13 protein-coding genes, 1 rRNA gene and 1 other annotated feature are annotated in these 19,586 nt (G+C 45.1%); of the genes, 6 read left to right on the top strand and 8 right to left on the bottom strand.

Going from position 1 to position 19,586, the window contains the following annotated elements:
- Positions 1–81: 81 nt before the first annotated feature.
- Positions 82–1,749, bottom strand: coding sequence for an energy-dependent translational throttle protein EttA (ettA, locus tag AC6R05_RS13470; RefSeq protein ID WP_032553197.1), 1,668 nt, complete (start codon positions 1,747–1,749; stop codon positions 82–84).
- Between the two features lie 264 nt (positions 1,750–2,013).
- On the opposite strand from ettA, the gene sltY reads away from it, so the two are divergent.
- Complete coding sequence (gene sltY, locus AC6R05_RS13465; RefSeq protein ID WP_500647670.1) at positions 2,014–3,963, top strand: murein transglycosylase; 1,950 nt, start codon at positions 2,014–2,016, stop codon at positions 3,961–3,963.
- Between the two features lie 141 nt (positions 3,964–4,104).
- Positions 4,105–4,398: a trp operon repressor gene (gene trpR / locus AC6R05_RS13460; protein ID WP_032553199.1), complete on the top strand. Its 294-nt coding sequence runs from the start codon at positions 4,105–4,107 to the stop codon at positions 4,396–4,398.
- A gap of 102 nt (positions 4,399–4,500) precedes the next feature.
- Here the strand turns inward: trpR and yjjX are convergent, their stop codons facing one another.
- The 7 genes from yjjX to AC6R05_RS13425 all read right to left on the bottom strand — a co-directional run bounded on the left by yjjX (position 4,501) and on the right by AC6R05_RS13425 (position 13,255).
- Entirely contained in the window at positions 4,501–5,025 is a 525-nt protein-coding gene (gene yjjX / locus AC6R05_RS13455; protein WP_390519974.1) for an inosine/xanthosine triphosphatase, read from the bottom strand.
- Between the two features lie 17 nt (positions 5,026–5,042).
- Positions 5,043–7,391, bottom strand: coding sequence for an EAL domain-containing protein (locus AC6R05_RS13450; RefSeq protein ID WP_500647669.1), 2,349 nt, complete (start codon positions 7,389–7,391; stop codon positions 5,043–5,045).
- A 188-nt stretch (positions 7,392–7,579) separates the two neighbouring features.
- Positions 7,580–8,656 (bottom strand): ABC transporter substrate-binding protein, encoded by a 1,077-nt coding sequence (locus AC6R05_RS13445; RefSeq protein ID WP_500647668.1) that lies wholly within the window; start codon positions 8,654–8,656, stop codon positions 7,580–7,582.
- Positions 8,657–8,781: 125 nt separating this feature from the next.
- Entirely contained in the window at positions 8,782–9,957 is a 1,176-nt protein-coding gene (gene pheA / locus AC6R05_RS13440; protein WP_032553201.1) for a prephenate dehydratase, read from the bottom strand.
- A gap of 12 nt (positions 9,958–9,969) precedes the next feature.
- Positions 9,970–10,091: a sequence feature (Phe leader region), on the bottom strand.
- Positions 10,092–10,202: 111 nt separating this feature from the next.
- Positions 10,203–10,538 carry a ribosome hibernation-promoting factor, HPF/YfiA family gene (gene hpf / locus AC6R05_RS13435; RefSeq protein WP_032553202.1) on the bottom strand — a complete coding sequence of 112 codons (336 nt, stop codon included), beginning with the start codon at positions 10,536–10,538 and terminating at the stop codon, positions 10,203–10,205.
- A gap of 424 nt (positions 10,539–10,962) precedes the next feature.
- On the bottom strand, positions 10,963–12,384 hold the full coding sequence (locus AC6R05_RS13430; RefSeq protein WP_500647667.1) for an MltF family protein: 1,422 nt from the start codon (positions 12,382–12,384) through the stop codon (positions 10,963–10,965).
- A 142-nt stretch (positions 12,385–12,526) separates the two neighbouring features.
- Positions 12,527–13,255, bottom strand: coding sequence for an outer membrane protein assembly factor BamD (locus tag AC6R05_RS13425; protein ID WP_032553203.1), 729 nt, complete (start codon positions 13,253–13,255; stop codon positions 12,527–12,529).
- A 138-nt stretch (positions 13,256–13,393) separates the two neighbouring features.
- Here AC6R05_RS13425 and rluD point away from each other — a divergent pair, with 138 nt between their 5' ends.
- From rluD to AC6R05_RS13405, 4 genes are all read left to right on the top strand, one after another.
- On the top strand, positions 13,394–14,368 hold the full coding sequence (rluD, locus tag AC6R05_RS13420; RefSeq protein ID WP_032553205.1) for a 23S rRNA pseudouridine(1911/1915/1917) synthase RluD: 975 nt from the start codon (positions 13,394–13,396) through the stop codon (positions 14,366–14,368).
- Between the two features lie 2 nt (positions 14,369–14,370).
- A complete protein-coding gene (gene pgeF / locus AC6R05_RS13415) occupies positions 14,371–15,111 on the top strand; it encodes a peptidoglycan editing factor PgeF (protein WP_500647666.1) in 741 nt (246 codons plus the stop codon).
- Between the two features lie 116 nt (positions 15,112–15,227).
- Positions 15,228–17,801 (top strand): ATP-dependent chaperone ClpB, encoded by a 2,574-nt coding sequence (gene clpB, locus AC6R05_RS13410; RefSeq protein WP_032553208.1) that lies wholly within the window; start codon positions 15,228–15,230, stop codon positions 17,799–17,801.
- 498 nt (positions 17,802–18,299) lie between these two features.
- Positions 18,300–19,586 (top strand): 16S ribosomal RNA (locus tag AC6R05_RS13405); the annotation flags it as partial.

Below are 19,586 nucleotides of genomic sequence, written 5' to 3'. Positions count from 1 at the left end.
ACTTCCTCATCTATAGGTTTGGAATGTCGTATCATATAAGGCCGCTAATTTAGCGGCCTTATAATAAATTACAAGCGAAACTTACTTAGTTACACGCTTGTATTTGATACGGTGTGGTTCAGCTGCTTCAGGACCAAGAGTCTTCTTCAACCATTCCATATATTCATTGTAGTTACCTTCGTAGAAGTTAACTTGACCTTCATCACGATAGTCAATGATATGCGTAGCGATACGGTCTAGGAACCAACGGTCGTGCGAGATAACCATTGCACAGCCAGGGAACTCTAGTAGTGCTTCTTCTAGCGCACGTAGTGTTTCAACATCAAGGTCGTTGGTTGGCTCATCGAGTAGCAGTACGTTACCGCCAGTCTTAAGTAGCTTAGCCAGGTGAACACGGTTACGTTCACCACCAGAAAGCTCGCCGATAATCTTCTGTTGGTCTGAACCTTTGAAGTTAAAGCGAGAACAGTATGCACGAGCTGGGATTTCGAAGTTGTTGATCTTGATGATATCAGCGCCTTCAGAGATCTCTTGGAATACCGTCTTCGTGTCATCCATGCTGTCACGGAATTGGTCAACCGAAGCCAGTTTCACTGTTTCACCTAGCTCAACAGTACCTGAATCAGGCTGTTCTGTGCCGCTTAGCATCTTGAATAGCGTTGATTTACCCGCGCCGTTAGCACCGATGATACCAACGATAGCACCCTTAGGCATGCTGAACGATAGGTCATCGATAAGAACACGTCCGTCGAAAGACTTAGTCAGGTTCTTCACGTCGATAACTTTGTCACCTAGACGCTCACCTGGCGGGATGAATAGCTCGTTAGTTTCGTTACGCTTCTGACGATCGCCGCTTTGTAGTTCTTCAAAACGAGCCATACGCGCTTTAGATTTAGACTGACGACCTTTCGGGTTTTGACGAACCCACTCAAGTTCTTTCTCGATGGTCTTCTGGCGAGCTTTCTCTTGAGACGCTTCTTGTTGTAGACGCGCATCTTTTTGCTCTAGCCAAGAAGTGTAGTTACCTTCCCATGGAATACCTTCACCACGGTCAAGTTCTAGGATCCAGCCAGCTGCGTTATCTAGGAAGTAACGGTCGTGGGTGATTGCCACAACAGTGCCGTTGTAATCCACTAAGAAGCGCTCAAGCCACGCTACAGATTCTGCATCCAGGTGGTTGGTTGGTTCGTCTAGTAGAAGCATGTCTGGCTTCTCTAGAAGTAGGCGACAGATAGCAACACGACGACGCTCACCACCCGATAGGTGTTCGATCTTAGCATCCCATTCAGGAAGACGAAGTGCATCTGCTGCACGCTCTAGAGCATTCTCTAGGTTGTGACCGTCTTTTGCTTGGATTAGAGATTCAAGTTCACCTTGCTCTTTTGCTAGCGCATCGAAGTCAGCGTCTGGTTCTGCGTAAGCTGCGTATACTTCGTCTAGGCGCTTCATTGCGCCAGCAACGTCTGAAACAGCTTCTTCAACGATTTCACGAACTGTTTTAGATTCATCAAGAACAGGCTCTTGAGGTAGGTAACCTACATTTAGACCTGGCTGTGGACGAGCTTCACCATCGATGTCTGTATCAATACCGGCCATGATACGTAGCAGTGTTGATTTACCTGCACCATTCAGACCTAAAACACCAATTTTGGCACCAGGGAAAAAGCTTAGAGAGATGTCTTTCAGAATTTGACGCTTTGGTGGCACAATTTTGCTCACTCGCGACATGGTATATACGTATTCAGCCATTGCCGATCGTTCCTACTTATTGTTCAAAATAAACGATTATTTTATACCAATCTGTCCAAAGATGTTACTCCCCGAGATGAAAAGGCTTTTCAGGGATAAATCTTGGCTTTTTATTGTCAAAAATCTCACTAAAAGCAGATTTCAAACGCTTTTGAGGTGAAGTGTTAAACTTTAATAATATTTACACTCAAACTCTTTACATTTGATGTGATGTAGGGCGTAAATAGCCGTCACGTATTCAAACACGCACTAAGGAAAGAGCGAATGTTTTTCCGACTTCTCAATAGAAAAATTGCTGTTGCTGCATCAGTAGTTTTGCCTTCTATTCTATTGGCTCCAGAGGCTATGGCGAGCCGTGCTTCTGAGCTAGAAATGCAGCGTGATACATACGACCAAGCACAAGACGTATTGGATAAGCGTGACCTTAAGGCATATGCCAAGTTGCGATCCAAAATTCAAACATACCCTTTGACGCCGTATATGGATTATCGGGCTTTCTTGATTGACCTGGGTAAGCGAACTCCGCAAGAGGTTGAAACATTTATCGAGAGCAACCGAGGTCTTCCATTCTCTAATCGTATTCGAGCACCCTATTTGGCGTCGTTAGAGTCTCAGAAAAAGTGGTCGACTATTCTCGAATTTCAAACTCAAGAACCGACTGGTGAAAAGTATCAGTGTATCTATTACCGAGCACACTATGAGCAAGGAAACCATGAACTAGCTTACAAGGGCGCGAAGCAGCTATGGCTGAGCGGTAACGGCGTTGATGATAGCTGTGATCCCCTGTTTTCTGCCTGGGATAAAGCGGGGCTGCGTAGCGATGAGTTGATTCTTGATAGGTTGCTACTGGCTTTTGAACAGCGTAACGGCAAGCTGATGAATTATCTGCTCAAGCAGTTTGATAGCGACAAGGCTGCCAAACAAGGCAAAGAGATGAAAGCCCTGTTCAGCAAGCCGGAGAGTGTGGCGAGCTTTGCTAAAAAGCACAAGGTGAACGAGTTCTATCAAAAGCAGACCGAGCTAGGGTTTCAGAAGCTGGCACGCAAAGATGCCAAAGCGGCACAGAAGGCATTTGATAAAGTGATCGAAGGCCAGAATTTTTCTAAAGAGAAGACTCAGCAACTGGCGGATTACCTCGCGTTTCGTCTGATCAATACCGACTCTGAGGAGATGATGGCTTGGCGAGATCAAGCAATAGAGACCTCCTCTAAGCAAGTATTGATCGAGCGTCGTGCTCGCCTTGCGATTCAACATGCAGATTGGGCAGGTTTGCAGCACTGGATTAGCAAGCTAGATGATAAGCACCAAAGTTCAATTCGTTGGCAGTACTGGCGTGGACGAGCTGAGCTAGCATCGGGGCAAGAAACTGAGGGCACTAAACGACTCACTGATATTCTTGGTCAGCGTAATTTCTACAGCGTTGCTGCGGCAAAGCAGCTTGATAAACCAGTGCGCTATGAAACGTCGTCATTGACGTATAATTCGCAAGTTGTAAAGCCATTTGATACCGCTCTGGTGCGTATTGATGAACTGATTACACGCGATAAAATTGCTGCGGCTAAGAGTGAGTGGCGTTGGTTGCTGGCAAACTCAAGTAAAGAGCAGAAATCCATGCTGGCTGCGTACGCCTCTCGTCAAGGTTGGAATCACCTAACGGTTACCGCGAGCATTTCTGCCAAAATGTGGGACAACCTGGAATTACGCTTTCCTGTTGCGCATAAGTGGTGGTTCAACTTCTACGCTGAGAAGCATGACATCGACCCTGTGACCTTGATGTCGTTAGCGCGTCAAGAAAGCGCACTGGATAGCGAGGCTCAATCTCCGGTTGGTGCACGCGGGATCATGCAAATTATGCCTGCGACGGCCAAATACACGGCTAAGAAGTACAAGCTGAAGTATCAAGGACGTGAGGACCTCTATAACGTTGGGAAAAATATTGAGATTGGCAGCCATTATCTTGATGGTTTGCTGAATCAATACGACAACAACCGTATCTTCGCTTTAGCGGCTTACAATGCGGGTCCACATCGAGTAAAACAGTGGCGCTCTCGTAGTGAGGGCAAGTTGGATGCGTTTGCTTTTATCGAGATGATTCCGTTTAAAGAGACGCGTGGTTACGTACAAAATATCTTGATGTTCGAAACTTACTATCGAGATATCTTGGGTGAGCAGGGACAATTCCTAGCAGCCCATGAGCGTGATGCAAAATACTAACCGTCAAACCTAAACCAGTGATTACTGATGGAATTCTTTTTTAAATTGGATTCACTATAGGGTTTCGGTATACATTAAAAGGCAGTCGCAGCGCGTCTGCCTTTGTTTAATAGAATGACAACAAGAGATAAGTGTAGGGATATGGCACCACAACCAGAGTACAGTAATTGGCAAGAGTTGATGGATTTAGTAAAGAGTGCCGCTGAAAATGATCAGCATGAGCTACTACTGACCATGATGATGACCCCTGATGAGCGTGAAGCTTTAGTCGCTCGCGTAAATATTCTGTGTGAACTGATGAAGGGCGATCTGTCTCAGCGACAAATCAGTCAAATGCTGGGAGTTGGTGTTGCAACCATAACTCGCGGTTCGAATGAGCTAAAAGCTAAATCGGAACAAGAAAAGCAAGAGATTGCCCAGCTATTGCTAAAGTAAGTGCGTCTACTTGTCAGTACAATCTAAAAACGCTAGCTTCGGCTAGCGTTTTTGCTTTCTGTAATATGGTTATCAGTATCGCGAATTTCGCTTTATTACAGGTTAATGGCTTGGGAAGTGTTCTGGGTTTACAAATGGGATCAGAGCTAAGATCAGCGCTTGATGGTATACCGAGCTTCGCGTGAGTTGGTTATGGGTAAGCAATCCAATCGCACCTCCCTTCTGTTTGATGTTGTCAGTACCAAACACCTCGTCCATAACATCACCAAGCTCGTTAGCGTGTGCAAGTTTCTCAATAACTTGCGGCGGTAGCATCAGGCTAGCAGAGCGAGATTCGCCGCGTTGGCCGTTAGATTCAATCACCATCCAAGCAAAGGTTACATTGCCTTCAATCCCTGCTTCTAAGCCGACGTAAAAATCGCCCTCTGGGATAGCTTGAGTTGCATTGCAAACACGGTTGACGGCACCTTGGTAGGTCTCTTCGTTGCTCATCGGCTGATCAGCAACACCACTCGCAACGCTGACGCCTTTGAAGTCAAATTCTTGCTGAGGGAAAGCCGCTTCAAAAGCACTTTTTACTGCGTTGATTTTAGCTGGGTTGAGTGACGCGATAATGACTGTTTTCATGATTCTCTTTCTTATCGTTATTTTGCTAGTGCTTTTTCTGTTGATGCACCCCATCGGGCTTGATGGCTTTTATACCATACACCGAGCTCTTCTAGTGGCATCGGTTTGCCAAAATAGTAGCCTTGTAAAAGGTCGCATTCTGCTTCAACTAACCACTGGTGCATGGCTTGCGTCTCAATACCCTCGGCCGTTACTTGTTTGCCTTGTGCGTGGCATAGCTCAATGACGGGTTTTACTATGTTCTGGTTGTCTGTTGCAATCAAGGTCTCAAGGAAACCTTTGTCCAGTTTTATTTTTTGAGTCGGGTACTGAACCAGCTGAGTTATAGACGTGAAACCAGAGCCAAAATCATCGATCGCTAACATGTAGCCCATTCGAGATAGTTCGTTAAGTAGCGGGAAGCCTTGCGAGCCTGATTCAAACGTCTCAGTGATTTCAAAATCAATTAAGTACGGAGGGATATTGTTCGCATCTGCGTGGTGGTCAATAAACTCGGCTAAGTGAGTTGATTCAATACCGGCAGAAGAGAGGTTAATTGATAGCTGAACGGGGCGCTCAAACTGAGATTGCAGTTGGTCGAAATCGCCAAAGGCGTGCTCAATTACCCATTTGTCGACTTGTTCGAATAGCCCAGTTTGCTCAGCAATCGGGATAAACTCGTCGGGAGCGACAAATCCCAACTGTTTTGAGTGCCAACGAAGCAGTACTTCGAAGCCGACAACGGTATCTCCATTCGCGTTCATATAAGGCATGTACACGAGACTGAACTCTTCATCATAGTTTTGATCGCGCAGTGCTCGCTCGATGTTAGCTTGACGCTGAATGACTTTGTCTAAGTCACGTGAATAGTAGGCTGACTGGTTTTTTCCTGCACGCTTTGCCTGATACATCGCAGTATCTGCACTCGACAGTAGCTTCTCAATTTCGACGCCATCGTCTGGGTAAGTCGCAACGCCAATACTAACCGTGATAGGAAAATTGCCAGCACGAGTTACAAAGCCCTGCTGCAGTGGCTCCAGTAATTGCTCTGAGAAGGCGCGATCAATGTCACCTGATACCGCAGGCGCGTTGATGAAAACCACAAACTCATCGCCGGACAGACGAGCAGGCATACAGTGAGCAAAGTGATTAGTTTGATATTCTCTACATAATGCCGTGATTCGCTCTGAAAATGCGATCAGGATAGAGTCACCGACTTGGTGTCCATACTTGTCATTAACGAACTTAAAGTTGTCGAGATCCAAGTAGAGGATCCAAGTATTGCTGGTGGGATTACTCTCTGGCAAAGCTCGTTGGACGAACGATTGAAATTGGTGACGATTGGCAATCTTGGTCAGAGGGTCGTTCTCAGCCAATATCTTAGTTTGCTGGTATGTATCATCAAGCTCTTGATACATATCGTAAAATCGTTCAGAAAGACGACCGATTTCATCGTTGCTACTCTGACGCTCAATGTTTGCTCTTTGGCGTTTTTCCACTTGTCTAAGTTGGCGATCTAACCTTGCTATTGGGTTAATCACGCTGCGAGAAAGTAGCATCAACAACAAAATAACCGTTACCAAGGCAGATAGGCCGAAAGAGAAGCTAATCTCATTCCATATTGAGCGTAGTTTGTTGTCGAGTAAGAATTTGGCCGGATCCACCGTGACGTAGAGACTCGGCGCCAGTTTCACTGATTGGGTTAATTCAGTTTCTGGTGCCACGGGAGCCGAAGAGAAAAACAGGCTAGTTTGGTATTCAAACTCTATCTGTTTGCGTAGAGCGTTGAACCTATCTAGAGAAACAGAAACCACTACGAAGAAAACGTCGTCCAATTGATAACTTAGTGGTGTCGAGATGGTACGTTTATCGAGAAGCTCATAGCGAACTAAGATACCTTCCCCTTGTGAATTTTGCGTGTAGCTGATGTCTGACGTAGCTGACGTCTCTAAGTACTTGTCATTGATGTATTTGAGAATCTTTGGATCCATCTCAGCAAATGGATCGCTGCTGTTCTCTGCGTAATAACTCAGGTTTCGATTGCCATCCAACAATGCCAGGCCAGTAAAACTCTCGTTGCCATCTTGAAGCAGTTGAATGGTTTGCTGCAAGTTATCGATGAGTTCCAATTCTCTATAAGGATTGTCACCACCTAAGAAATAGCGTTTGACGATGTCGCTTTTAGTGAGGGTATAAGAATAACTGTTGAGAAACGAGCGAGATTGACGAAAGTGCCCGGCCAGCTTTTCCATACTGAGCTGGAGGGCGTTGTCTTCGCGTTTGATAAAGCTGCTTTTCTGAGTTGTGTAGATGATGTAACTAGAAGCGGCAGCGCTACAAAGAATCACGGGAGCTATGAGAAGTAATATTTTAGTGCTTAGCTTCATGACTTTTCACAACATTATTAATGATTTTAGTTCTAAAGTTTATGTTATTAATGGTGAGTCTTCTATCAATTGCAATTTTGTTAATAGTTTACTGTGAAGTGAACAGTGTGTTGTCTTGGATATAGGGCCCTAGAAATAATGCCAGTGCGCAAACAGAAACCAAATCGAAAACAGTTTGGGAAAACGATCTAATCATCATCGTTGAGTTGTCGATGTTGAAGAATAACAGCATGGCTAATTCTGGTTCGAAGGGTCATCGATGTGTTGATCAACGTAGAGTAGAACTGCGCCTTATCGAGCAAGTTTTGGTCTGGGTAGAGGGCTAAATTCTGTTTCTCGTAGGGTGGTACGTGTTGATGCGCTTGACTATTAGTTGTGGTCATCGCTAAATCGAGAGCATTAAGTGCTGCGATGTCTGGGCGATGGAGAAAGTTCAAAAATCGCGCGGCCAAATCAGGATTCGGAGCAGTTTTCAGTACAGCAAGGCAGTCAACCCATAAAATGGTGCCTTCGTCAGGGACATGGAAGCCCCATTCATAGTCAGGCGTAAAAGTCTGTAACGTCACTGCATCGCCGCTGTAGCCCATCGCAAGATGGATGTCTCTCGCTCGTGATGGATCTTGTTCTACATAGGTCAACAAGTATTCATAAGTTTTGACATACGGGATCTGTGCCACTAGTTCTTGATATACCTCTTTCAACACCTCCTTGTTGGTGGTGTGAGCCGATACGCCACGCACGAACAGGGAGGGAAGTAGTAAATCACTGTAATCGCTCTGCATCACCAAATGCCCTTGATGCTCGGGCTTTGGTGTGAGGATGTCGTTCCAGCTAGTGGGCGGTGTAGGGAAGATATCCTTACGGTAGATAAGACCTATAGTGCCCCAAAAATAAGGAACAGCATGAGCACCACATTGGTTACGCCAAAGTTCAGGAATATGGGACTGATTAGTAATTAGCGGACTATCACTGAGTTTATTGAGCCGATTTTGACGAGAGAAGTTGCGAGCCGAAACTTCATCGAGAATCGCGATATCAATATCATTGCGAGTTAATTGATTGATGGTACTGTCGCGCTTGGTGTCACTATCGAAGTACACCTGTTTGATGGTAACGCCCGTCTCTTTTTCCCACAGAGCGATGACGTGATCAGAAAGGTAGTATTGCCAGTTGAAGATTGTGAGGATCGGGTCGTTCTTTGCCTGTGCAAGATATGGCATAGACAAAATAAGTAAGCCACTCACGAATGAATATAAAAAACGCATACATCACCTCTTAATAGGGTGATTGTACGGTTTCTATACTAATAAGTCAGTAGTTACTTATTTTATTTTTTAACTAAGTGAGCATTTTGTTAACAAGTTTCTGTCAGAAAACTCTAGCTCACAAGCTATGGAAGCTTAACTTGAGTCGCCTTAATGTTCTCGCTTGGGTAGCAACCTAAGACTTTCAGATGACGTGTAATTGTCGTTAGTTCGGTAATTGCTTGCTGCATGTTGTCAGAATCTAGGTGAGCTTCTAGATCAACATAGAACATCTCTTCCCAAGGATTACCCATAATTGGACGCGATTCTAGCTTAGTCATGTTGATACCGTAGCGTTGAAGAATCAGTAGTGTTTCCACTAGAGAGCCCGCTTCTTGCGAAGTTGACATGATCAAAGTCGTTTTCGCAGGGATTTGAGTTGATACTTCAACAGGCTTACGCGCAACCACGATAAAGCGAGTATGGTTTTCGGTTTGGTTGGCAATGTTGCCTTGAATTGGCTGAAGGCCATACAGTTTACCGCTTGAAGAGTTACCGATTGCAGCCACAGTGTCGTCATCGAGGTCTTTGACCTTCTTCATTGCGTCAGCAGTGCTTGCGCAAGACTCTAGAGTCACGCCTTTTAAACGACTCAAAAACTCACTGCACTGTTGGTGTGGCTGTGGGTGAGAGTACAGGGTCGTAATGTCTTCTAGGCGAATATCTTTTTTCGCAACTAAGCAGTGCTCAATCGGTTGTGATAGCTCACCCACAATGTAAAGCGTTGTGTGTTGAAGTAGGTCGTATACCTCATTGATTGAACCTGAACTGGTGTTCTCAATCGGAAGCACACCGTAGTCAGCATGACCAGACTCGACAGTGGATGTGACTTCTTTGAAGTGATTGCAGTTTAGCTCGATTAACTCAGTGTTGCGGCGACTGAAGTATTCACGGCTTGCAAGGTGTGAGTATGACCCTTTTGACCCCAGAAACGCGACACGAGCCAAAGGCTTACGGCTTTGTGGATTCGCAAGATTCTGCAAGTAAGACTGTTGAAGAAGTACCGAATCTTCAATGATGGTATGAAACAGTTTAGTGATGTACTGAGCATCAAGGTCGTACTTCTCTTTTCCATTACCGATCAGCTTCACTAATAGCTGTTGTTCACGAACGGCATCTCGAACTGGCTTTGATGTTTCTACTTTGCTTTTAGCCACCTCAATACTGAGTTTACGGCGTTCGGAGAGTAAGCTTAGAAGCTGATCATCAAGATCATTTAAGCGAAGGCGAATTTCATCAAGCGAAATGGGTTGGTCAGTCATAAATGGGTCCTTATAAAAAAGCCTCCCTTGAGTGGGAGGCTTTCTGTTCGTTTTTGACTTGTTTTTCTAAAACGATTTAGCCTCCGATTTACGGAAGGAAAAAGAAGTCAAAAATAAACAGAGTTTGAGTGTGCATAAAAATGGTTTGTTTTTTGAATGTTTAAACACAATAAGCAAGCGAGCTACAAGCGTCAAGCAAAAAAATAGCGCCGTATTGGCGCTATCTTCGAATCCTTTTATTTCTATTATTCTACTTCAGCTTCTAGCTCTTCAATTTGAGGCTTTTCAGCGCGGCGAGCTTCAGGTTTGTGTCTTAGCTTATTCAGTTGTCGTTCTAACTTTTGTTCAACCTCATTAACGGCAACGTATAGGTCATCGTGGATTGATGAAGCAACAAGCTTGCCTTTTGGTACGGTAATTACCGCTTCAAACTTCTTCTTCTTGTTAGGCTCTTCGCTAAAGCTTGCTTGGCAGCCGATGATGTCTACTTGCCATTTTTCTAGCTTCTTAAATTTACTTTCTATGTGCTCACGGATTGCAGAGGTGATGTCGATATTCTTACCAGTGATGTTCATTTTCATAGAAGTTTTCCTCTGTTGTATCCCTCATGGGTTAACTCCAGATTACGTTTTTGGATGGGAAAGAATGTGATCTAGATCTTGTTTTGGTGGCGGTTTTTTAGGATTGAAATCAAATGTGATCTCACGCAAAAATTGTTACGTTTTTCGAGAAAAATGCTTGTTATCAATAATAAAAAGGATAAATTGAAACCAAGGGTTCGCTAAAAATTACTTCAGTTTTTAGGGAAATCGTACAGCCTTTAAAAGGTGTGCGGTGAATAATTGAACAGTGTTGTTTTGTGATTTATGTCACACCAAGATATTCCCCGAAAATCTGTCAAATTTAAAAAGCCGCTTGAGTGCTATCTCAAGCGGCTTTTTGGTGTTTATGGACAAATTAATGGAGCCGTGAACTTGTCCTCAGTTTTACTAATATCGCCATTGTCTATTTAGGTTTATTGGCAGCGGTAGGGCCAATACCACGTATTGCGCCAATTGCCTCTAGCTGTTTGTAGATTACAAAGTAACGATTGATGTTGGTGACATAGGTTACTGGTTCGCGACTCACGTATTTTCTCGTCATGATCTCAACATTCTTAAACCAGACATTAGGGTCGTAGCCATGCTTTTTTGCAAGGTAGCGCATTTTACGAATTTTAGCGGGGCCAGCGTTATAGGCAGCGAGAGTAAAATAGAGCTGATTATCTGGTGATATTTCTGGATCACTGAAGTAGCGGTCCTTGATAAAGCGCATGTATTTCACGCCAGCATGGATATTGTTGTCGACCTTATGAATATTCCTAATGTTGACGTTTTTGTCTTTCGCAGTACTTGGTAGTACCTGCATGACTCCAATAGCGCCCTTGTGAGAAACACGACTTTGATCCAGCCCTGATTCTTGAAACCCTTGTGCAGACATCATCAATGGGTCGAATTCATAACGAGTCGAGTATTTTTCAAAGACGCCAGAGAGCTTAGCAACACGGTCAACCTTGTTTGGGTTTAGTGCTCGGCTCAGCCAACGTGTATCATCGATGTACTTTTGATAAATGACGTTCCCGAGCAAAGTTCCACTGCGAGCTTGGCGAACGTATTTGTTGAGCTCTTGTTTAAGCTGAGGGCTTTCCTTGCGTAGTGCCCAAGCTATCTGGCTGTTTTCACGCAACGGCAGTTCATGGTGAACTTGTATATTGTCCATCACGTTGGTCCATAACTTGGCTTTGTGGCTATCGAGTATCGTTGCTTGAATGTAGCCTTGATTGACCAGTTCGATAAGCTCGTAGTCTTGCAGTGTCTCTTCAATGAAGTGGACATATAGAGGTGGGAGGTTCATCTCGTCCAACTCTTTATTCACGCGTTGAACGCTTTCAAAGTAACTTGAACTAGCCCTTATCCACACTTCTTTGCCACTTAATTGAGATAGATCTTCGAGAGGTGCTTCGTCTTTACCGGTAATGATTAGCTCTTTAGCGTCTTTGATCATTGGCGCAGAGAAGTCGACTACCTGAAGTCGTTTTTCAGTGATAGTGAGGTTAGCGACCGCAACATCACCGTGACCAGATTGCAGTGAGGGAAGGAGATCATCACGCTGTACAGGAATGATCTGCACATTGATATACGGGTGCTTCTTTCTCAGGCTCTTCTCAAAGTGATAAAGCATCTCTGCGATGATGCCCTTTGGCTTACCATCTTCTATGAAGTAGAAACCTAAATCTGCGGAAACCAGCACTCGAACCATCCCTTTTTTGCTGAGTGTATCAAGGTCGCCTTTATATGGCTCATTACTCAAGGGAGATAGCTCTAAGGCATTTGAGATGGGGACATAAACCACCATCAAGATCAGTAATAACAACCTGCTCACATCCACGCTCCATGTTGATGTTTTGTTAATGGTTATTCATTAAAGATACCTTTTGATTGTTAATTCATCAATATTTACCACACGCAGTCCAAAAAAAAGCACACCATGTGAGGTGTGCTTTTCTATCAATTAGATTATAGAACGTTGGTTACGGAAGAGGGTTTAGCTCAATCAACTGTTCTGTTCTTGCCACAGCATCTTCAAGACCTAGTTGCTTGTAAGCTTCTAATTGGATCGCTAGAGATTTGCGTGCAGCAATGGTATCTGGATAAGTTTTCTGCAGCTCTTGTGTGCGGTTGATTGCAGCAATCCACGCCTCACGACGAAGATAGAAATCAGCCGTTGCTAAGTCATATTCAGCTAAACGGTTTTTCAGCGCGAACATACGTTTTTGCGCATCTTCCGCGTAAGGGCTTGCAGGGAAACGCTCTAGTAGCTTTTTGAAGTCTGCAAAAGCAAGCTTCACAGGCTCTGGATCACGGTCGCTACGATCGATGTTGAACAGGTCGTGCATGAAGTTACGGTCTTGCGCCATGTGCGTTAACCCGCGCATGTATAGAACCCAGTCTTGTTTTTCGTGCGTTGGGTTTAAACGTAAGAATCGTGAAATAGTCGCCAATCCCAGCGCTAGGTCATCGTTCTTGTAGTAAGCGTAGATAAGGTCTAGCTGTACTTGTTCTGAGTACGCACCGAATGGGTAACGAGAGTCTAGCGCTTCTAATTTTTCAATCGCAGATAACCAGCTACCACTTTGTAGAGATTCTTGTGCATCAGAATATAGAACCGATGGCGGTACATCTGGGACGATCTCTTCACTGCTACTACAACCAACTAACAGTGATACAGCTAATAGACCCGATAAAGTGAGGTGTTTCATGTCAGGCGTCGATTCCTTGAATTTAAATATTTTGTTCGCTTCCGTTACTTTCTAACCAGTAACAGATACAATGATGCAATTAATCTATTTTATCCATACTAATGGGTATTAGTCTCACGGTTTTTAAAAAAGTTCGATATGGCTCAGCAGATCACATTAACAGACACAGTAAAAAGCAGCCAGTTAGGTCAACGTTTAGACCAAGCTGTTGCTGAACTCTTTACCGATTTCTCTCGCTCTCGCATTAAAGAGTGGCTTCTTGACGGCAAAATCCAAGTGGATGGCGAAGTTGTTACTAAACCTCGTATCAAGGTTATGGGCGGTGAAGAGATCATCTTACAAGCTGAACTTGAAGATGAAGAGCGCTGGGAAGCACAAGATATTCCTTTGGATATCGTTTACGAAGATGACGATTTATTGGTGATCAACAAACCTCGCGATTTTGTTGTACACCCAGGTGCAGGTACGCCGGATGGAACCGTGCTAAACGCGCTCCTACACCACTACCCACAAATCGCAGAAGTACCGCGTGCAGGTATTGTTCACCGTCTTGATAAAGACACCACTGGCCTAATGGTGGTTGCGAAAACAGTACCAGCACAAACGCGTCTAGTTCGAGCGCTATCAAAGCGCCGTATTACTCGTGAATACGAGGCGATTGCGATCGGTAAAATGACAGCGGGTGGCATGGTTGAAAAACCGATTGGTCGCCACTCTACAAAACGTACGCTAATGGCAGTGAATGAGTTGGGTAAACCTGCGATTACTCACTACCGTGTTGCTGAACACTTCCGTGAGCACACGCGTATTCGTCTTCGTCTAGAAACGGGTCGTACTCACCAAATCCGTGTACACATGTCTTACCTACAGCATCCGCTTTTAGGTGACTTGGCATACGGTGGTCGTGCGCGAATTCCTAAAGGTGCTTCTGAAGAACTAACGCAAATGATCCGTTCATTTGATCGTCAGGCGCTTCACGCGGTAATGCTTCGTTTTGAGCACCCAATCTCTGGTGAAGAGATGGAGTTCCACGCTCCTGTACCACAGGATATGATTGTGATGGCAGAAGCGCTGCGTGTTGACGCACGAGACAATAAAGAAGACGACATCTAACCATGACGATGATTATCCCGAATTGGAACGCTCCAAGTAATGTAAAAGCCTTTGCTTCAACTCGAGTCGATGGTTTTTCGCAGGCTCAGTATCAAGGTCTGAATTTGGGTAGTCACGTTGGGGATGACATTAATCTGGTGCAAAAGAATCGAGACTGGTTACAGCAACAATCTCAGATGCCGAGTGCACCTGTTTGGCTTAACCAGACTCATTCAACAGATGTTGTTTCAGTGTTTGAGCCAACTTCCAAGATTCTCGATGCAGATGGCAGTTTTACTACTCAACAAGGCGTCGTGTTATCTGCGATGACTGCAGACTGTCTGCCAGTGCTATTAACGGACAGTAAGGGCACACAAGTTGCTGCGGTTCATGCCGGTTGGCGCGGCTTAGCGGGTGGGATTGTCGAAAACGCTGTGGCTAAGTTCACTAATATTGATGACAGTAATCCTTTATTGGCTTGGTTAGGGCCTGCTATTGGTCAAGACGCTTTTGAAGTTGGCCAAGATGTATTGGATGCTTTTGTTGGTTTTGATGTAAAGGCCGAACAGGCATTTCGAGTGAAACCAGATACTCAGAAGTGGCTAGCTAATATGTCTCAATTAGCAACTCAACGTCTTGCTAATATTGGTGTGACCCAAGTGTATGATTGCAATCTGTGTACCTACGCTGACCCTGATAATTTTTACTCTTATCGCCGCGATGGAATAACAGGTCGTCAAGCCACCTTTATCTGGCTAGATTAATCGCAAAAACAGTGAACTTTCTGCGTGATAGTTCACTCCCTTCCCCTTGAAAATGACAGATACCGTATCCATCTTCTATTCATAAGATAAACATATCTATAAGTAGGAAGGTTGGAATGCGTCTCGATCGATTCACCAGTAAATTTCAAATTGCGATATCTGATGCTCAGTCTCTCGCATTAGGTCGTGATCACCAATATATCGAACCTGTACACCTAATGGTGTCACTATTAAATCAAGATGGTAGTGCGATTCGTCCGTTGCTGACCATGTTGAATATTGATGTTGTTCAGCTGCGCTCTAAATTGAGCGAGATCCTTGATCGCGTACCAAAAGTGAGTGGCATCGGTGGTGATGTACAGCTATCAAGTGCGATGGGCACTTTGTTTAACATGTGTGACAAGGTGGCTCAAAAGCGTCAAGACACCTATATATCTTCAGAAATCTTCCTACTTGCAGCAATTGAAGACCGTGGTCCGTTAGGTAATTTGCTTAAAGAGCTTGGCTTAACCGAGCAAAAGCTATCTCAAGCTATAGAGCAGATTCGCGGTGGTCAGAAAGTGGATGATCCAAACGCCGAAGACAAACGCCAAGCTTTGGAGAAGTTTACGGTAGACCTTACCGAGCGTGCAGAGCAAGGCAAGCTCGATCCTGTAATTGGCCGTGATGACGAAATCCGTCGCACCATTCAAGTATTGCAACGCCGCACCAAAAACAACCCTGTGATTATCGGTGAGCCTGGCGTAGGTAAAACGGCGATTGTGGAAGGGCTCGCTCAGCGCATCATTAATAATGAAGTACCAGAAGGTCTGCGTGGTCGTCGAGTGTTGTCACTTGATATGGGCTCATTGGTCGCTGGCGCTAAGTATCGTGGTGAGTTTGAAGAGCGCTTGAAAGCAGTTCTCAATGAATTATCGAAAGAAGAGGGTAACGTCATCCTCTTTATAGATGAGATTCATACAATGGTTGGTGCCGGTAAAGGCGAAGGCTCTATGGATGCGGGCAACATGCTGAAACCGGCTTTGGCTCGCGGCGAACTTCACTGTGTTGGTGCGACTACGTTGGATGAATACCGCCAATATATAGAGAAAGACCCGGCATTAGAGCGTCGTTTCCAAAAAGTGCTGGTGGATGAACCAACGGTTGAAGATACCGTGGCAATCCTGCGTGGTCTAAAAGAGCGTTACGAATTGCACCATCATGTTGAGATCACTGACCCTGCGATTGTTGCGGCGGCGAGTCTTTCGCATCGTTATGTCTCAGATCGTCAACTACCGGATAAAGCCATCGACCTCATTGATGAAGCAGCATCAAGTATTCGTATGCAGATCGACTCCAAGCCAGAATCTCTGGATAAGCTAGAGCGTAAAATCATTCAACTTAAAATTGAGCAGCAAGCGCTGACAAATGAGAATGATGATGCCAGTGAAAAGCGTCTTAAAACTCTGGAAAACGAGCTGCTTGAGAAAGAGCGTGAATTTGCTGAGTTAGAAGAAGTGTGGAATGCAGAAAAAGCGGCACTATCTGGCACCCAACATATTAAGTCAGAGCTAGAACAGGCTCGTATGGATATGGACTTTGCACGTCGTGCCGGTGATCTAAACCGAATGTCTGAACTACAGTACGGGCGTATCCCTGAGTTAGAAAAGCAGTTAGACCTTGCCACTCAAGCGGAAATGCAAGAAATGACGCTTCTGAGAAACAAGGTTACGGATACTGAAATTGCCGAAGTGTTGTCAAAGCAAACCGGTATTCCTGTTTCTAAGATGCTTGAAGCTGAAAAAGAGAAGTTGTTGCAAATGGAGTCTGTACTTCATAAGCGCGTTATAGGTCAGGCTGAAGCAGTAGAAGTAGTTGCCAATGCAATTCGTCGAAGCAGGGCTGGCCTGTCTGATCCAAACAAACCAATTGGCTCATTCCTATTCCTAGGTCCGACAGGTGTTGGTAAAACAGAGCTATGTAAAACCCTAGCGAACTTTATGTTCGACAGTGATGACGCCATGGTTCGGATTGATATGTCGGAGTTCATGGAGAAACACTCGGTTGCTCGTTTAGTTGGTGCTCCTCCTGGTTATGTTGGCTATGAAGAAGGTGGCTATTTAACTGAAGCGGTAAGACGTAAGCCTTATTCGGTGATTCTGTTAGATGAAGTGGAAAAGGCGCACCCTGATGTTTTCAATATCCTACTTCAAGTGCTTGATGACGGTCGCCTGACTGATGGACAAGGTCGAACTGTCGATTTTAGAAATACAGTTGTCATTATGACGTCGAATCTTGGGTCTTCGCGAATTCAAGAAAACTTCTCAGCTTTGGATTACCAAGGAATCAAGAATGAGGTAATGGAAGTAGTTAGTAAGCACTTCAGGCCAGAGTTCTTGAACCGTGTTGATGAAAGCGTTGTGTTCCATCCATTGGGACAAGAACACATTAAGTCGATTGCTTCTATACAGCTAAAACATTTAAGTAAGCGAATGGAAGACAATGGCTATGAGTTGGAAGTGTCCGAGAAGGCGCTTGACCTGATTGCTCAAGTTGGCTTTGATCCAGTATATGGTGCAAGACCATTAAAACGAGCGATTCAACAGAGTGTTGAGAACCCGCTAGCGAAAGCGATATTGGCAGGTAAGGTTAATCCGGACAAAAAAGTTCAGCTGTTAGTCCATAACGATCGAATCGTTGCTCATCAATAAAAACTAGGTCGATTACAAGAGCGAACTAAACAAAATGGCTTAGTTCGCTTTTATTTTGCACGTTTTGTCTGCTTTGTGTTCGAACAGTTCGTAAAAGCGATTTTATTTCGAATTTACTCTTGTGCAGATCGGATTTGTCTCTATAATGCGCCTCCGTTGTCAGGGATAACCAAGCGGTTTGAACAAAGCAATTAAGACGGCATTAAGCATTTAAGATGCTTTGAAAAATTAGCGATAAAAAGTGTTTGACACTGAAAGCTAATTCGCTAGAATGACCGTCCACTTCGAGAGGCTCCAAGCGGAACTTTAGAAGTAAGCTCTTTAACAATTTAAACCTATCAATCTGTGTGGGCACTCGTTGATGAATATCAAAAAATGAAACTTCGGTTTCAACTTGATTTCAATGAACTGAGTGACCAATTCGAATCGTAAGATTCGGCACAGTCAATTCAACATTACTATGTAATGTAATCAGTATTCATTGAGTCACAAAATCTTAAATTGAAGAGTTTGATCATGGCTCAGATTGAACGCTGGCGGCAGGCCTAACACATGCAAGTCGAGCGGAAACGAGTTATCTGAACCTTCGGGGAACGATAACGGCGTCGAGCGGCGGACGGGTGAGTAATGCCTAGGAAATTGCCTTGATGTGGGGGATAACCATTGGAAACGATGGCTAATACCGCATAATGTCTACGGGCCAAAGAGGGGGACCTTCGGGCCTCTCGCGTCAAGATATGCCTAGGTGGGATTAGCTAGTTGGTGAGGTAATGGCTCACCAAGGCGACGATCCCTAGCTGGTCTGAGAGGATGATCAGCCACACTGGAACTGAGACACGGTCCAGACTCCTACGGGAGGCAGCAGTGGGGAATATTGCACAATGGGCGCAAGCCTGATGCAGCCATGCCGCGTGTATGAAGAAGGCCTTCGGGTTGTAAAGTACTTTCAGCAGTGAGGAAGGGGGTGTCGTTAATAGCGGCATCTCTTGACGTTAGCTGCAGAAGAAGCACCGGCTAACTCCGTGCCAGCAGCCGCGGTAATACGGAGGGTGCGAGCGTTAATCGGAATTACTGGGCGTAAAGCGCATGCAGGTGGTTTGTTAAGTCAGATGTGAAAGCCCGGGGCTCAACCTCGGAACTGCATTTGAAACTGGCAAACTAGAGTACTGTAGAGGGGGGTAGAATTTCAGGTGTAGCGGTGAAATGCGTAGAGATCTCGAAGGAATACCAGTGGCGAAGGCGGCCCCCTGGACAGATACTGACACTCAGATGCGAAAGCGTGGGGAGCAAACAGGATTAGATACCCTGGTAGTCCACGCCGTAAACGATGTCTACTTGGAGGTTGTGGCCTTGAGCCGTGGCTTTCGGAGCTAACGCGTTAAGTAGACCGCCTGGGGAGTACGGTCGCAAGATTAAAACTCAAATGAATTGACGGGGGCCCGCACAAGCGGTGGAGCATGTGGTTTAATTCGATGCAACGCGAAGAACCTTACCTACTCTTGACATCCAGAGAACTTTCCAGAGATGGATTGGTGCCTTCGGGAACTCTGAGACAGGTGCTGCATGGCTGTCGTCAGCTCGTGTTGTGAAATGTTGGGTTAAGTCCCGCAACGAGCGCAACCCTTATCCTTGTTTGCCAGCGAGTAATGTCGGGAACTCCAGGGAGACTGCCGGTGATAAACCGGAGGAAGGTGGGGACGACGTCAAGTCATCATGGCCCTTACGAGTAGGGCTACACACGTGCTACAATGGCGCATACAGAGGGCAGCCAACTCGCGAGAGTGA

The sequence above is a fragment of the Vibrio sp. R11-SG3-ISO9 genome (assembly GCF_059834255.1).
This window is presented reverse-complemented; position numbering and strand designations above follow the sequence as displayed.

Excerpts from the sequence above, each read along its gene's own strand:
- ettA (WP_032553197.1), bottom strand. The coding sequence starts at position 1,749 with ATGGCTGAATACGTATATACCATGTCGCGAGTGAGCAAAATTGTGCCA.
- sltY (WP_500647670.1), top strand. The coding sequence starts at position 2,014 with ATGTTTTTCCGACTTCTCAATAGAAAAATTGCTGTTGCTGCATCAGTA.
- trpR (WP_032553199.1), top strand. The coding sequence starts at position 4,105 with ATGGCACCACAACCAGAGTACAGTAATTGGCAAGAGTTGATGGATTTA.
- yjjX (WP_390519974.1), bottom strand. The coding sequence starts at position 5,025 with ATGAAAACAGTCATTATCGCGTCACTCAACCCAGCTAAAATCAACGCA.
- AC6R05_RS13450 (WP_500647669.1), bottom strand. The coding sequence starts at position 7,391 with ATGAAGCTAAGCACTAAAATATTACTTCTCATAGCTCCCGTGATTCTT.
- AC6R05_RS13445 (WP_500647668.1), bottom strand. The coding sequence starts at position 8,656 with ATGCGTTTTTTATATTCATTCGTGAGTGGCTTACTTATTTTGTCTATG.
- pheA (WP_032553201.1), bottom strand. The coding sequence starts at position 9,957 with ATGACTGACCAACCCATTTCGCTTGATGAAATTCGCCTTCGCTTAAAT.
- hpf (WP_032553202.1), bottom strand. The coding sequence starts at position 10,538 with ATGAAAATGAACATCACTGGTAAGAATATCGACATCACCTCTGCAATC.
- AC6R05_RS13425 (WP_032553203.1), bottom strand. The coding sequence starts at position 13,255 with ATGAAACACCTCACTTTATCGGGTCTATTAGCTGTATCACTGTTAGTT.
- rluD (WP_032553205.1), top strand. The coding sequence starts at position 13,394 with ATGGCTCAGCAGATCACATTAACAGACACAGTAAAAAGCAGCCAGTTA.
- pgeF (WP_500647666.1), top strand. The coding sequence starts at position 14,371 with ATGACGATGATTATCCCGAATTGGAACGCTCCAAGTAATGTAAAAGCC.
- clpB (WP_032553208.1), top strand. The coding sequence starts at position 15,228 with ATGCGTCTCGATCGATTCACCAGTAAATTTCAAATTGCGATATCTGAT.